General features: G+C 49.2%; 14 protein-coding genes and 1 pseudogene. 3 read left to right on the top strand and 12 right to left on the bottom strand.

Annotated elements, in window-relative coordinates; all coding sequences use genetic code 11:
- Positions 1 to 64: 64 nt before the first annotated feature.
- Both AC58UW_RS17370 and AC58UW_RS17365 read right to left on the bottom strand, forming a co-directional pair.
- Entirely contained in the window at positions 65 to 799 is a 735-nt protein-coding gene (locus AC58UW_RS17370) for a metallophosphoesterase family protein (protein ID WP_497421878.1), read from the bottom strand.
- Between the two features lie 21 nt (positions 800 to 820).
- A complete protein-coding gene (locus AC58UW_RS17365) occupies positions 821 to 2,476 on the bottom strand; it encodes a beta/alpha barrel domain-containing protein (protein WP_497421877.1) in 1,656 nt (551 codons plus the stop codon).
- Positions 2,477 to 2,966: 490 nt separating this feature from the next.
- Here AC58UW_RS17365 and hmpA point away from each other — a divergent pair, with 490 nt between their 5' ends.
- The gene (hmpA, locus tag AC58UW_RS17360) at positions 2,967 to 4,181 is read left to right on the top strand and encodes an NO-inducible flavohemoprotein (RefSeq protein ID WP_497421876.1); all 1,215 of its coding nucleotides are present in this window, start codon (positions 2,967 to 2,969) and stop codon (positions 4,179 to 4,181) included.
- Here hmpA and AC58UW_RS17355 read toward each other — a convergent pair.
- From AC58UW_RS17355 to AC58UW_RS17345, 3 genes are all read right to left on the bottom strand, one after another.
- Positions 4,176 to 4,682, bottom strand: coding sequence for a Crp/Fnr family transcriptional regulator (locus AC58UW_RS17355; RefSeq protein WP_497421875.1), 507 nt, complete (start codon positions 4,680 to 4,682; stop codon positions 4,176 to 4,178). The two genes, hmpA and AC58UW_RS17355, sit on opposite strands and share 6 nt — an antisense overlap.
- Positions 4,683 to 4,740: 58 nt before the next feature.
- Positions 4,741 to 5,277, bottom strand: a complete 537-nt coding sequence (locus AC58UW_RS17350) for a hypothetical protein (protein WP_497421874.1) — start codon at positions 5,275 to 5,277, stop codon at positions 4,741 to 4,743.
- 94 nt (positions 5,278 to 5,371) lie between these two features.
- Entirely contained in the window at positions 5,372 to 6,550 is a 1,179-nt protein-coding gene (locus tag AC58UW_RS17345) for an ROK family protein (protein WP_497421873.1), read from the bottom strand.
- Between the two features lie 153 nt (positions 6,551 to 6,703).
- Here AC58UW_RS17345 and xylA point away from each other — a divergent pair, with 153 nt between their 5' ends.
- Positions 6,704 to 8,023 (top strand): xylose isomerase, encoded by a 1,320-nt coding sequence (gene xylA / locus AC58UW_RS17340; protein WP_497421872.1) that lies wholly within the window; start codon positions 6,704 to 6,706, stop codon positions 8,021 to 8,023.
- 1,561 nt (positions 8,024 to 9,584) lie between these two features.
- Here the strand turns inward: xylA and AC58UW_RS17335 are convergent.
- The 7 genes and pseudogenes from AC58UW_RS17335 to AC58UW_RS17305 form a co-directional block, all read right to left on the bottom strand.
- The gene (locus AC58UW_RS17335) at positions 9,585 to 9,716 is read right to left on the bottom strand and encodes a hypothetical protein (RefSeq protein ID WP_497421871.1); all 132 of its coding nucleotides are present in this window, start codon (positions 9,714 to 9,716) and stop codon (positions 9,585 to 9,587) included.
- The gene (locus tag AC58UW_RS17330; protein WP_497421870.1) at positions 9,703 to 10,197 is read right to left on the bottom strand and encodes a CBO0543 family protein; all 495 of its coding nucleotides are present in this window, start codon (positions 10,195 to 10,197) and stop codon (positions 9,703 to 9,705) included. Before AC58UW_RS17330 ends, AC58UW_RS17335 begins: the two co-directional genes overlap by 14 nt.
- 10 nt (positions 10,198 to 10,207) lie before the next feature.
- Positions 10,208 to 10,687: a CBO0543 family protein gene (locus AC58UW_RS17325; protein ID WP_497421869.1), complete on the bottom strand. Its 480-nt coding sequence runs from the start codon at positions 10,685 to 10,687 to the stop codon at positions 10,208 to 10,210.
- A gap of 92 nt (positions 10,688 to 10,779) precedes the next feature.
- A complete protein-coding gene (locus AC58UW_RS17320) occupies positions 10,780 to 10,983 on the bottom strand; it encodes a YiaA/YiaB family inner membrane protein (RefSeq protein WP_497422024.1) in 204 nt (67 codons plus the stop codon).
- Positions 10,984 to 11,022: 39 nt separating this feature from the next.
- Positions 11,023 to 11,232 (bottom strand): annotated as a pseudogene (locus AC58UW_RS17315) (YiaA/YiaB family inner membrane protein); the annotation flags it as partial.
- Positions 11,233 to 11,342: 110 nt separating this feature from the next.
- Positions 11,343 to 11,798, bottom strand: a complete 456-nt coding sequence (locus tag AC58UW_RS17310; protein WP_497421868.1) for a hypothetical protein — start codon at positions 11,796 to 11,798, stop codon at positions 11,343 to 11,345.
- Between the two features lie 10 nt (positions 11,799 to 11,808).
- On the bottom strand, positions 11,809 to 12,582 hold the full coding sequence (locus AC58UW_RS17305) for a hypothetical protein (RefSeq protein ID WP_497421867.1): 774 nt from the start codon (positions 12,580 to 12,582) through the stop codon (positions 11,809 to 11,811).
- Between the two features lie 188 nt (positions 12,583 to 12,770).
- Between AC58UW_RS17305 and AC58UW_RS17300 the strand changes: the two genes are divergently transcribed.
- Positions 12,771 to 14,060, top strand: coding sequence for a glycosyl hydrolase family 18 protein (locus tag AC58UW_RS17300; RefSeq protein ID WP_497421866.1), 1,290 nt, complete (start codon positions 12,771 to 12,773; stop codon positions 14,058 to 14,060).
- The last annotated feature ends 55 nt before the right edge of the window (positions 14,061 to 14,115 follow it).

Raw genomic sequence — 14,115 nt, 5'->3', positions numbered from 1 at the left:
CCATAGTTCCCTCATTACAAAATAAGCTAAGTAAACCGGTGTACGGTTTGCTTAGCTTTTTGGTTTATGTTTTTTTACGGCCCCGGTATTGCCCCGTTCGCAACTCTAGAATATAAGCATCGGCATCAAGCATCTGCTCATCCTTGGCATGCTGTACAGCAAGATCAATATCGTAGGGAATCCTTACATGTTGAAGATTAAATGTACCAGGCTGTTTGCTGTGATAATGACCTTCCAAGAGGACATAGGATGCCTGCGTCATATCTAGCGGATTGCCTACACTGCCTGTATTGAAAAGCATCCGACCCTTGAGAATTTGCAGAAAAGCATTGTGGACATCGGCGTAACCTGCCACGTCCGCTTCCCTAGGATCTCCGCAAGCTTCAGAGGATTCGAACATCGACAAGCGGCTTTCCATAGAATCCCAAGGCTGGATGCGTTCGTAGACGCTCCTTGGTGAAGCGTGGAACAATCTCACGAACTTACCGCTCATCCAAAATTCATAGGAAAAAGGCAGCCCTTTCAAATACGTCGTCCTTTCTTTCCCCAGCCGTTCCTGCTGCCAAAGTAAAATAGGGTCCGTCGTATTGTTTCCGATGAAATCATCCCAATTCCCTTTGATAACCACGTCGCAGGTTTCCCGTACACGATCCACGGCCTGTTCCGAATGCGGTCCTTTGCCGACGAGATCGCCGAGACAAATGATTTGTGTCACATTCCGTTCCTGAATATCGTGCATGACCGCTTCATATGCAGGCATATTGCCATGGATATCTGAAATAAGGGCTAGTTTCTCCATCAAGCTGCACCTGCCTTTAGGTTAAAATGTTTCCTCTGTTGGTTTTGCTGTCACTGGCACTTCCGCCTCTTTACCTGCCCTCCAAACCAAATAAGGGTACATCAGGTATAGACCAAACGCATACAACAGCACAGCTATGTAAACAGGAAGCAAATGAATGAAATCTGTATAGCCAATATGAAAATGGACCAGTAACCCCGCTGTAAAGCCTGGTACTCCACCCCACAGAAATGTCCACCACAGCCAGCTTTCGCCTTGGTTCACTCCCCAGAGGGCCGAACCTGCAATCGCTACAGCCAATGAAAATAATGCGCCCCCAAAACCTGCCCTGTCATGCGCAATAAGCGGAATAAGATGCTCATTCCAATCTGCAAGAATCTGAGCGGTTACACCGAGATACGCTAAATCGGTCGGTACGAACACTTGGGTGACCCCAACGAAAGCAATAATCAGCCCGCCAATCCCCAGACCAAATCCAAGCACGACAAAGCAGCATTGCCCCCACTGGGCTCTGCGCCAGACGGCGTCATTCCGTAAGCCAGGCGGCTTCCGCGAGGGATAATCCTTCAACCCGCGCAAGGTTAGCAGCAGCATGGGAAGCAGCACGGCGGCCGCGATGGCATGCAGCGGATCGAAATAGCCGTAGCCGAGATAGAGGAAAAAGCTGCTAAAGCCTACCGTACATGAGGCAAGGAGCGCGGTGCGAGCCCAGTGCGAGCCTAACCTCAAACCATGTGCAGCAAGTTGGTAATAAAAGATGCCTAGTGAGATCATTGTCCCCGCTAAGGTAATACGGTCATGGGACATGAAATGTATAATATGCCCATTAAATCGATTTATGACACTTCGGCTCACGCCAAGGAAGGTTTCATCATAAGGCAGAAGCACGCTGGTTGAGGCGATCAGCCAAGCCAGCACACCGCCAATCATCATGCCAATACCGAGCAGGCTCATCCAGCCCCAATTCGCCCAGAACGACGGCGGCTCCGGCTCCTCGGTTTCACGAATGCGCTCATAAAGAATCGCTTCGTTTATTCGCTTTGGCAACCCTGGCCCGGCGTACACCAGTCCGCTGTGCAGCTGCACGCTATTCGCGCCTGCGGACAGCAGCTCTAGAGCATCCTGCGGCTGGCTGACAGCGCCAGCCGCAACGATCGTAGCCGCCCCAGCTGCGCGGAGCCGGCGAACCAGGCTCAGCTGTGCGCTGAGGACAGCACGGCCGCCTACGCAGATGCGGCGGCTGTCCTCCTCGCGCAGCGCTTCGCCGACGACGACCCCGCTCCAGCTCGCCAGCTGGGCGGTGAGCTCCCGCAGCATCCCTTCGGGCAGCTGCGGCGGCACATACAGCAGCGCAGGCTTGCCCGCTGCTGCTGCTAACTGGCGTACCTCGCGGAGGTACGCCACAGCTTCGTCCGGCGGCCAGCCTTCGGCGAGGCCATCGATGTAGAAGCCCGCCGCGTACGGCGACAGCTTCTCCAGCAGCTCCTGCTGCTGAAGCAGCGCTTCGCGCGGCGTGCTGCCCGGCATCGGCCGGAGCCGCACGAAGTGCGGCAGGCGATGCCCCGTGCCCTTGCGCAGCCGCTGGGCGATAGCCTCTGCGCCAGCGTTGGCGTAGCCATCGGGGTACACGATGGCTTGCTGCTCGGGGACGCGCTCGATAGGCGCGCCGCAGCGCACCTCGCGCACCGTGACGGGGCCGAGCTCGATGAAGCCGATCCCGAGCTGGGCCAGCGCTTTGTGCGCGGTGCCCTCTGGATCGAGCGCTCCGCTCAAGCCGACGGGGCACGAAATGGGCACCCCGGCGATTTCGTCTTTCAGCACGGCCGACTGCTCGAAATGTCCCATCGTTTTGATGACAAAAGTACCGCCCGGCATGCGGCTTAACGCGCCCATCGTCTGTAAAGTGAAGTCCCTAGCGATCTTGGATGGCAAACGAAACAAAAGTGGCTTAAATATCGAATGATAAGACCAGTCAGGCATCTATGCGCTCCTGTCTCTTATAATGATATGGAAATTTGTTCATTTCTAGTATAACGCGAAAAAGATTGAAATGAATACAGACACAGATTGTTGTCTTTTCATGTGATTACAATCACAGCTCAGCCATTTGCTTTTTCATATACTTACCTCATAACCACCAAAACTCTCTGAAGTGAGGCGATTCCCTATGCTAAGTCAACAGTCCATCGAGATCATTAAATCCACAGTTCCTGTATTAGAAATACATGGTACGTCCATTACGAAACGTTTCTATGAAATGTTATTCACTTCACACCCCGAATTGCTCAACATATTTAACCATGCTAATCAAAAACAAGGCAGACAGCAAACGGCTTTGGCCAATGCGGTTTACGCGGCTGCGCTGCATATTGACCGGCTTGAAGCCATTTTGCCCGTTGTGAAACAGATTTCTCATAAACACCGCAGTCTTGGGGTGAAGCCGGAGCATTACCCGATTGTCGGCCAGCATCTCCTTGCCGCCATTCAAGAGGTGCTTGGAGATGCGGCTACGCCAGAGATTCTTCAAGCTTGGGGCGAAGCCTATGGCCTCATCGCTGATGCTTTTATCGGAGTGGAAGCAGATATGTATCACCAAACAGAAACTCAAATGGGCGGCTGGTCGGACTTTAAACGTTTTCGAATTGCTAGGAAGGTGAAGGAAAGCGATGTGATTACTTCCTTCTATCTTATGCCTGAGGACGGGACTCCACTCCCGACATTTGAACCGGGGCAATATATCAGCGTCAAGCTTGAGATTCCTGGCGATGCGTACACCCATATCCGCCAGTACAGCCTCTCGGACGCTCCAGGTAAGCCTTATTACCGGATTTCAGTGAAGCGCGAAGATTTGATGACAGACCGACCTGCCGGGAAAGCTTCAATCTTCCTGCATAAAGAGACAAAGGAAGGCGATAGTGTGCTGCTCTCAGCGCCAGCTGGAGATTTCACCTTGGATCAGCAAGATACCCGTCCTGTCGTGCTCATCAGCGGCGGAGTGGGATTGACACCGATGGTTAGCATGCTGCAAACACTAGCCGCCACGAATCCCGAGCGCCAAGTGACGTTCATTCATGCTGCTCGGAATAGTCAGCATCATGCCTTCAAGGGGCATATTGAGGAGCTGGCCTTACAGCATCAAGCGCTGAGCTATTATTGGTGCTACGATAAGCCAACAGCTTCGGATCGGGCAGAGAACTCTTTTCATAAAGAAGGTCATATTCGTCTGGACTGGCTTCAAAGCGTTGTGCCTGCGTCCGAGGCAAGCTTCTATTTCTGCGGTCCTGTTCCTTTCATGAAAGCTGTAAACAGCGCCCTGCGTGAGTGGGGGATTCCTGAAGAGGATCGACACTTTGAGTTCTTCGGTCCTGCCGGAAGCTTATAATTTCACAACTTTCTCCCGTAGGAGCCGGTTCACAGTTTCCCTCCGCAGCCCGATTAATTGGCCGATCTCTTCTTGCGTTAGCACATCAGTTAAAACCGTGGTACCTAGATAACTGTGCATCCACTGCTCTAGCTTTTGCAACTTCACCGTCGGTGTTACTTCGGTCAATTGATCAATGCGCTGCTGCATCATCCTTAGCTTCTCTTGCAGCTGCTGCGCAATGATGCGAAAGCGTTCAGGATTGTCATCCAGCTCACGGTACCATTCCTCAGAAGGAAAGGTTTCAATTTCACTAGCTACCAGTGCGACCGCCGTCCCATAATAAGGCTTGGGGCTAATCAGAGAATGGTGAGGAATCGTCTCCTCTGGCACAATAATATTGACGAGTGTGGCATGGCCGTCTTCGTGTACACGGACAATTTTGAGCAGTCCGCTCTTGAGCCGGTACAAGCTCCCTGATTCCCCTTGGCGAAACAGCGTCTCTCCTTTGTGCAGTTTCATCCTTCCGTCTCCTCTACGAGAAAAAGCGACAGCCGTTCTTAGGCTGGTCGCTTTTTGTTTAAAGTTCTTTTTTTATAGCCGTTGGCGTTGGCGTCAGTTTGCTGAGGAACTGCGAGAAGGATTCCGACCATTTGGAGATGACCGGCACTTGCTCGACTTTGCCAATGAGCCACACAAACATGATTAGCCCAATCAGTGAAACGAAAACGGCCGAGGGCAGAGCCCAAATCGAAGTCGTATGTGCGAAAAAAGGAATGAAAGACACCGACAAGATCGGAGCTGCGTTCCATTTTAAAACTTGAATAAGTGAAATCGTAATAATGGCCGTAAGAAAAAACGAGAGCGTGCCGTGACTAATGCTGTACATCACGCTTCCAAGGGTAACCGCAATAATCGCCCCCATCGTAATTCGCCCGACATCTTTAATTTGATCCACACGATGCATGAATAAGAAGCTGAAAGCACCGAGCGTTGGATAAAAGACCATCCGGAGCGATGGAAAATGATAAGATGCCCAATAAGCACCCATTAAATAGCAGCAAACGACGAGCGATCGCAAAAGCATCGTTGATTTCCGTCCTTTATTGTGAGTCATAAGACGCTTCAAAACCCTTCTTATTTTACAAAAGATCGGATAGAGGGTCAAATGCAATTTCTTATATCTCATTCATTATTAACCACGTTAATGACTAATTCCCATCTATAGAAACCGTCGTTGAAGCAAAAAACTTCGCTACTGCAAACGACGCAGCACCTAGAACCGTCGAACGGTCGCTAAGCTGGGAGAACTGCACGTTCAGCAGCTTCCGCGGAAGCGGCAAGGAGCGTTTCTCCAATAGTTGGAGCATCGGCTTCATTAGCCACTTCTCGGCTCCGGCCAACCGGCCTCCGAGAATGATGAACTCGGGATTATAACTGTTAATGATGTTAACGACACCAACTCCGAGGTAATAGCCAAGCCGCTCGAACAGAGCGATGACCTTCTGATCTCCAGCTTCGGCCTTGCTCAGCAGCATATCTAGCTGGGCGGCGGGCTCCCCGATCTCTAGGCGGGCTTGCTCAAGCAGCGCATGTTCGGAGGCATACAGCTCCCAGCAGCCTAAGCTGCCGCAGCGGCACTTCGGCCCGTCGTGCTGGATCGAAATGTGCCCGATCTCTCCGGAGAATCCGGTCGCTCCCCGGTACAGCTCTCCCTTAATGATGATGCCGGCGCCGATTCCGATCCCGATAGAGATATACACCAGGTTCGCTGTGTCTTTCCCCGCTCCGAACTGTTTCTCTCCTACAGCTCCTGCATTCGCTTCATTATCAATAACAACTGGGATGTTGAACGCTTCCTCGATATCCTTTTGCAGAGGCACATTCTCCCAACTTAAGTTAGGCGCGAACAGCAAATTGCCGTCATCATCGCATATGCCCGGTACGCCAATGCCGATGCCGATGATGCCATAAGTGCTCTCCGGCGCACTGTCGATCAACTCGCGGATCGTTGTCTTCAGAAGCTGAATGACAGCCTCAACGGACGCGTTGTCATGCTGTATTCTTTTTTCGATGATCACCTTGCCCGTTAAGTCTGTCAAAACAGCCAGTATATCATGGACGCCCAGATCGACGCCGATGGCATATCCTGCCGTCCCATTAAACAGCAGCATCATCGGTTTACGCCCGCCGCTAGACTCGCCGGCGCCGATTTCATCGACTAGGCTGCTTTCGATCAACTCGTTCACTAGGCTGGATACTGTCGCCTTCGTAAGCCCTGTAATCTCCGCGATCCGTGCGCGGGATATGGGCGAATCCGTGCGAATATGGTGCAGCACGATGGATTTATTTATTTTTTTCACTAAATTCAAATCGCCTGTTTGTTTCATAACTAGCCCCCACACCGCTGTAATTGAACTGATTTTAACACGAATGACATCCTCACGCACTAACTAAGTTTGTTTAATGAATTTACAAACTTTGCGAATGATGCTATGATGACTGCATAAGCATTTATAAACTCATTTTTGGAGGCTGAATTCATGAGCTACTTTGATAACATCCAACAAATTAAATACGAAGGCCGCACATCGGCGAACCCGCTGGCATTTAAATTTTATAACCCTGACCAAGTGATTCTTGGCAAAACCATGCGTGAACATATGCGTTTTGCAATCGCTTACTGGCACTCCTTCTCTGCTAATGGCTCTGACCCGTTCGGCAGCGGCACAGCCGTTCGCGCTTGGGATCAGTATTCTGGCCTTGAGCTGGCTAAAGCGCGCGTTGACGCATGCTTCGAACTGCTGAACATTCTTGATGTTGACTACTTCGCTTTCCATGACCGCGACATCGCACCAGAAGGCAGCACGCTGCAAGAAACGAATCAATACCTGGACGAGATCGTAGGTCTAATCAAAGACAAAATGCAAGCTACAGGCAAAAAATTGCTGTGGAACACAGCGAACATGTTCACGAACCCGCGTTTCGTGCATGGTGCTGCTACGACTAACAATGCTGATGTTTTTGCTTATGCTGCTGCACAAGTGAAAAAAGCTTTGGATCATGCCAAAGAACTCGGCTCTGAGAACTATGTTTTCTGGGGCGGTCGTGAAGGTTATGAAACACTGCTGAACACGGATCTGGGTCTGGAGCTCGACAACCTTGCCCGCTTCTTGCACATGGCGGTTGATTATGCCAAAGAAATCGGCTACACAGGCCAATTCCTGATCGAGCCTAAGCCGAAAGAGCCTTCCAAGCATCAGTACGATTTCGATGCGGCTACAACGCTTTCATTCTTGCAAAAATACGATCTGCTTCCGTATTTCAAATTAAACCTGGAAGCTAACCATGCTACGCTGGCTGGTCACACTTTCGAGCATGAGCTTCGCGTTGCGCGCATTAACGGCGTTCTTGGTTCCATCGATGCGAACCAAGGCGATCTATTGCTCGGCTGGGATACTGACGAGTTCCCGACAGACCTGTACGCGACAACGCTCGCGATGTACGAAATCCTTCTTAACGAAGGCGGAATCGGCAGAGGCGGCGTGAACTTCGACGCCAAGGTTCGCCGTACGTCCTTCGAGCCTATTGATGTGGTGTATGCTCACATCGCGGGTATGGATTCCTTTGCGCGCGGCTTGCAAGTCGCTGCCAAAATGATCGAGGACCGCGTGTTCGATAACATCCTTGACACGCGCTACGCTTCCTTTAAATCCGGCATCGGCGCGGATATCGTTTCCGGCAAAGCAAACTTCAAAACACTGGAAGCATACGCGCTGGAGAACAGCCACAACATTGTGAACCAATCCGGCCGTTTGGAATTAATTAAGGCTACGGTTAATCAGTACCTCATTAACTCATAATTACCTTTACCTGGATGGGCGGTGCTCGCGCCGGGTAAGCATTAGACTGTCTCCTAGGGTCAGAAATGACCTGGGGGGCAGTTTTTTTGTCTGCTCTATGCTCCTGCAAGGCGGAAAGTGCAACATAGGCGGGCTGGGCCTTTGTAACAGGCGAGACTCCGCCGTTGGCGGAGAATTGTTTGGCTTGATGCGGGACTTCCACGCAGTAGTTAAGCTTGTTTTACAGCGTTAACGCAGACTTTTCGAGCGTTAAGCGCACTTTAGCGCTGAAAAACAACGTTACAGCGAGGAGGCATGGCGGATGCGGGCCCCGTGACAGTTAATCTTGGTTTTAGTGCTTCAATTTCCTCTATGTTGTACTTTGTACAACATAATTAGGGTTTACGCGGCATTCCCTAGCCTTCATTGTACAAAGTGCAATGAAATCACCGGATTTGTTCTCAAACTTGACTTTTGAGGGCAAATGGTTGCAGAAAGTGCAATGTAGCTTACTCAAGCCTCGCAATAGTAGCCAAATGGTTGTAGAAAGTGCAACATAGGCGGGCTAGCTAGCCATTGCTACAGGCGAGACTCCGCTGTTGGCGGAGAATTGTTTGGCTTGATGTGGGACTTCCACGCAGTAGTTAAGCTTGTTTTACAGCGTTAACACAGACATTTCGAGCGTTAAGCGCACTTTAGCGCTGAAAAATAACGTTACAGCGGGAAATCACAGCGGGAGCAGTGACAAGATTTTCAAATAGATCGGAAAGCATTGTTTGTTGTATAGTAGGCATGAGTAGGGTTCCTTTCTTGGTGGTGTCGCAATCCCGAGAATACCCTACTTTTTTGCTGCCTGGCTAGGCTCCAAATCTTGGTACATGAACAATTTTACACCGTCCGGGAGCGGGCTTCCCGCGACAGTTAATCTTGTTTTTTAGTGCTTCAATTTCCTCTATGTTGTACTTTGTGCAACATAATTAGGGGTTTACGCGGCATTCCCTAGCCTTCATTGTACAAAGTGCAATGAAATCACCGGATTTGTGCTCAAACTTGGCTTTTGAGGGCAAATGGTTGCACAAAGTGCAATGTAGCTTACTCAAGCCTCGCAATAGTAGCCAAATGGATGTAGAAGTGCAACATAGGCGGGCTAGCCAGCCATTGCTACAGGCGAGACTCCGCCGTTGGCGGAGAATTGTTTGGCTTGATGCGGGACTTCCACACAGTAGTTAAGCTTGTTTTACAGCGTTAACGCAGACTTTTCGAGCGTTGAGCGCACTTTAGCGCTGAAAAACAACGTTACAGCGGGAAATCACGGCGGGAGCGGTGGCTTCCCGTGACAGTTAAACTTGTATTTAGTGCTCAATTTCCTCTATGTTGTACTTTGTACAACATAATTAGGGTTTACGCGGCATTCCCTAGCCTTCATTGTACAAAGTGCAATGAAATCACCGGATTTGTGCTCAAACTTGACTTTTGAGGGCAAATGGTTGCAGAAAGTGCAATGTAGCTTACTCAAGCCTCGCAATAGTAGCCAAATGGTTGTAGAAAGTGCAACATAGGCGGGCGGGCTAGCCAGCCATTACTACAGGCGAGACTCCGCCGTTAGCGAGGAGAATTGTTTGCCTTGATGCGGGACTTCCACGCAGTAATTAAGCTTGTTTTCCAGCGTTAACGCAGACTTTTCGAGCGTCGAGCACACTTCAACGCGGGACATCCGGTTGTCCCGCCCCATCAACGCGCCCAAAAAACCAACGATTAAACACAAGCGAAAGCAGCAAAGTCACCCATATGCTAATAAAAGTCCAATACCAGCTCCAAGCATGATATTTGATCACCTGGGTTTGCGTTTCAAGGATAACTTCAATCACCGTAATCGCTGTCGGAAAGGCCAGCACGAAGAAAAAGCGAGCCCATCCCTTCTTCACCTTCGGATAATAAATATTCAAATAAACGGCAATGATCGGGTACCCGATAAATTCAAACGTTAGACTCGAATAATTGCGCTGAAGCTCTCTTACCGGATATTCCAGCCACTTGTGTTCCACAACGATAAGACCTAGAATCCAGTTTAAAAACTGCTGAAATAGAAAAGCAACATGCGCTTTACGACGGTAGCGTTTGGGCACAAGGAGCATTCCAATGGCAGAAATCGCCCACACAGCTAAGATAATGAGATAGTCTACCTTAACATTCATACCCGTCGTTCTACCTTTCCTTCTGTATCTTCCTTTGAAAAAACCATTCCGCATACCTTCTTACCGCATTCAAGACCAGCCATAAGAGAACCACATGAAGGACAATATTGAAATGCACATATTTCAGAATTTCTGTATAGCTGGAAATTAACATTAAATAGATCGCCAAGAACAAGACGACACGAAGATGATAAAAAAACCTGTTTGCACTCGACTTCCGACTTGGATAATATAGTGAAAACAGTGTTGAAACCAGCGGGAAAAAGAGATAATTATTGGTGAAGTTGCTCCCCGAGGCAATCGGAAATTCGCGAACTGGATTCTCAATGGCCTGCCATTCGACTAACAGCAAGCTCATGATCCAAGTGATCATCTGCGTAAATAGGAATAACAGAACGGCCTCCCGAGTTCGATGTTTCGGTATTTTGATCGGTATGATAATGAGACAAACGATCCAAACGATGATCAAAATAACCCGTTCTACTGTCATGGTTCTCAGCCTTTCTGCATGAAATCTCCTAATTCCCAATATGCCCGAATTGCTTCCAATTATCCCCGAGATAAATAAAGAAGAGCTTCAACTTACAGCTCTTCGATCATCTTTTCTGCAGGTTGCAGCGGCGCATCGTTGTTGTTGTCACGCACTGTTTTTTGGAGCACGAAGGAAGACATGGTAAGGAATAAGGCCTTAACTGCGTAATACCCTTTTACAGAAAGCAGTTGCTCGAGATTAATGATGCCGATGAACATGCCCAACAGCGCAAGTGCGAAGGAGCTCCAGGCCAAGAAGGTGAAAGCCGATGTGTTGCGTTTCCTGGAATCGTAGCTGTCTTCTAAATTATCGCGGATGACCTTTTGCAACACAAACGCCGACATCGTCAGGAATAAGGCGCATACCGCAAAATAACCTTTTACACTAAGTGATTCCTCTAACGTATATATACCGATAAACATGGCCAAAAAAGCGCCGATAAAAGATGCCCAGGCCATAAAAGTAAATGCTGTTGTATTCCGTTTCCGCGTGTTGAATGTCATCTCTGAAATCCTCCTGTTGTTGCCGCTGCAACCAATTAGTATCTTGCTCTTGATACTTATTATAGGAGAATGGAAACATTCCAAATAGTACTATTTACCAATAGTACCCATCAATCGCAGACAGCCACACCTAGCGCCATATGCTCCCAAAACATCGTCTGGATATACTTAGCCTCCTCCTTGGTACAGTTGACGAGGACGACCACTTCGGTCTTCTTGCCCGGTGCTGGATTCTTCACACCTTTCTTCTTTTTATGCAAAATATCAATAAGGAGCCCTAACATGAACCCCACAGCCGCGCCAATAAGCCCCCAAAGAATCGCTCCTCCTTTTAACACAAACCCATAAGTGGAGCCTATGACCGTGAAGGCTGTAGCCAATGCCGCGCCTGCATCAAATAAACTAACGCCGTCAGATCCATGGATGCTGTCGAACATCCTTTTCTTGCTTGGTCTTTCCTGAAGCGGAACCGCATAAATATTTTCCTTGAGAATACCCGCTTCTTCAACAGCCGTTATCGCCAACTCCAAATAAATTGAATGTTCAAATGACGCTATGACATGCATGGTATCCTCCTCATTTTCGAAGCGGTGATTTAGGAAATGAAAATTGCCCAGGCTGATAGCCATTTTTTAACATGACGGCCTGTTCATGATCAAATAGCTTGTTGTACTCAACCGTATTAATGTACGCATCGTAAACGGCGAACCCATAAATGGAAGGCAGAAAGAGAATCCAATGCATATGAAGAACGCTGCCCGCTCTAGATAGATCCCAATATAGGAGATAATGAATTCCTTCAAGCAAATGAGACCAATAAGATACAAGGATCCAGTTCCCGAGAACAAAGAAAGCATTAATAATACGATGGGTATAGAGCTGCCCCATTCCCGGCATCAGCAGGGACCAGACAATCGCTAACCAAGGGGAGCGTTTGTCCAGATAGTTTATTTCCATTCCAGACATTTTGAAGGGTTCAATCGGTGCGTTTTCCCGCCTGGCAAGCAAATATTGATGGTTCATATCCACAGCCGTGCGATAAGTATCATAGATAGAAAATAAATAAACAGGAGCATAAAGGGACATCCACCGAATGTTTAACACCTCATTGGCCCTCTCGAATTGTCCTGTAAAGGTATACACAATAGCTTCATTCAGGTGCATCTGGCTGTTAATCAGCATCTCCCAACCAATCAGCATAAATCCGCGAAAATACTTGGATAGCAGTAAATGTCCAAAGCCTGGAAAAGCAGCAGACCACCAAGCAATGATATAGGGATTCCGCAAGTGCAGCTGGGTAATGCCTAATAAACTGACGAACGCAATTTGACGGCGTGGTTTCTGTGGCATGTGCAGCATCCTTATGAAGAATAAGTTTCCAGTTATTCTATTATCTTCGCTAGTGAGCAAGATATGCATCCGTTTTCGACAATTGTTTGCTTATAGACATACACCCACCTGCCTCACTCGGAATATGATAAAGAAAAAAGTAGGCTCGGATATGGTTCCTTGCTTACAAAAGAAAGCGAGGAATCCCCATGCAAATCCACGTTGTCCAAAGAGGACAGACGTTATATCGCATTTCGCAAACATACGGTGTGTCCGTGGATACGATTGCAACAGCCAATGAGATGACGCCCAGCCAATCACTGGTCATCGGACAGGCATTGGTCATTCCAATCGTAGGCTCGTACTATTGGGTGCAGCCCAACGAAAGCCTCTATTCGATTGCCCATAAGCTCGGTCTTGACCTCCACGAGCTCGCATCTATCAATGGACTCACTCTGTATCGGCCATTGCCTGTTGGCTTCCGACTATATATCCCGCCAACTCCCCGCACGCAGGCCGAAGTAAATGCCTACTTGGAATCACGGGGGAACGAAGTGTCACCTGCCCTGATTCAAGCCGCTAAGGAAGCAGCTCCACATCTTACCTACTTAGCCCCCTTCTCCTTCCGCATTAAGCGAGATGGCACCTTGCAGCCTCCACCTCTCGACGATCTTGGGGGAATCGCTTCGCAGAATAGGGCTACCTTGATGATGGTTGTGACCAACCTGGAGAATGATCAGTTCAGCGCAGAGCTCGGGCATATTATTCTCACGGACGAGACCGTTCAGAACCGCTTGCTCCAAACCATCCTATCCACGGCTAAGGAGCTCGGCTTCAAGGATATTCATTTTGATATTGAGCATCTATATCCGGATGATCGTGATGCCTACAACCGCTTCCTGCGGAAAGCGGCTGGTCAAATTCATCAAGAAGGCTACCTGATGTCCACAGCCCTCGCGCCCAAAACAAGCGCAGCCCAAGCTGGAGAGTGGTACTCCGCTCACGACTACAGGGCGCATGGCCAAATCGCAGATTTCGTCGTGATTATGACGTACGAGTGGGGCTACAGCGGCGGTCCCCCTATGGCGGTCTCCCCCATTGGTCCCGTGCGCAAAGTACTCGAGTATGCCATCAGTGAAATGCCAGCGTCTAAGGTGATGATGGGTCAAAACCTGTACGGCTATGACTGGACCCTGCCCTTCGTAAAAGGCGGCCCGTTCGCCAAAGCTGTCTCCCCGCAAGCCGCGATTGATTTGGCTCGCAAATACAACGCGCAAATTTTATACGATTATACAGCGCAGGCTCCTCACTTCAATTATTGGGATGATGCTGGCAAAGAGCATACGGTCTGGTTTGAGGATGCCCGCTCCATTCAGGCAAAGTTCCGTTTGCTGAAAGAGCTTGGCTTGCGTGGCATCAGTTACTGGAAGCTAGGGCTTAGATTCCCTCAAAACTGGCTGCTGCTGGAGGAAAATTTCAAAGTCGTCAAACGTGGTTAACGAACATAAAAAAAGGATAGAGTGTCAGAAGGCTGCTGACGACTCTATCCTTAAA

This window comes from Paenibacillus sp. J22R160, assembly GCF_059692135.1.
This window is presented reverse-complemented; position numbering and strand designations above follow the sequence as displayed.

What these genes read in the sequence shown, in the direction of transcription:
- AC58UW_RS17355 (WP_497421875.1), bottom strand. Translation starts at nt 4,682, where the DNA reads ATGAAACTGCACAAAGGAGAGACGCTGTTTCGCCAAGGGGAATCAGGG.
- AC58UW_RS17300 (WP_497421866.1), top strand. Translation starts at nt 12,771, where the DNA reads ATGCAAATCCACGTTGTCCAAAGAGGACAGACGTTATATCGCATTTCG.
- AC58UW_RS17345 (WP_497421873.1), bottom strand. Translation starts at nt 6,550, where the DNA reads ATGAAACAAACAGGCGATTTGAATTTAGTGAAAAAAATAAATAAATCC.
- AC58UW_RS17305 (WP_497421867.1), bottom strand. Translation starts at nt 12,582, where the DNA reads ATGCCACAGAAACCACGCCGTCAAATTGCGTTCGTCAGTTTATTAGGC.
- AC58UW_RS17310 (WP_497421868.1), bottom strand. Translation starts at nt 11,798, where the DNA reads ATGCATGTCATAGCGTCATTTGAACATTCAATTTATTTGGAGTTGGCG.
- AC58UW_RS17370 (WP_497421878.1), bottom strand. Translation starts at nt 799, where the DNA reads ATGGAGAAACTAGCCCTTATTTCAGATATCCATGGCAATATGCCTGCA.
- AC58UW_RS17335 (WP_497421871.1), bottom strand. Translation starts at nt 9,716, where the DNA reads ATGTCCCGCGTTGAAGTGTGCTCGACGCTCGAAAAGTCTGCGTTAACG.
- AC58UW_RS17350 (WP_497421874.1), bottom strand. Translation starts at nt 5,277, where the DNA reads ATGACTCACAATAAAGGACGGAAATCAACGATGCTTTTGCGATCGCTC.
- xylA (WP_497421872.1), top strand. Translation starts at nt 6,704, where the DNA reads ATGAGCTACTTTGATAACATCCAACAAATTAAATACGAAGGCCGCACA.
- AC58UW_RS17325 (WP_497421869.1), bottom strand. Translation starts at nt 10,687, where the DNA reads ATGACAGTAGAACGGGTTATTTTGATCATCGTTTGGATCGTTTGTCTC.
- AC58UW_RS17330 (WP_497421870.1), bottom strand. Translation starts at nt 10,197, where the DNA reads ATGAATGTTAAGGTAGACTATCTCATTATCTTAGCTGTGTGGGCGATT.
- hmpA (WP_497421876.1), top strand. Translation starts at nt 2,967, where the DNA reads ATGCTAAGTCAACAGTCCATCGAGATCATTAAATCCACAGTTCCTGTA.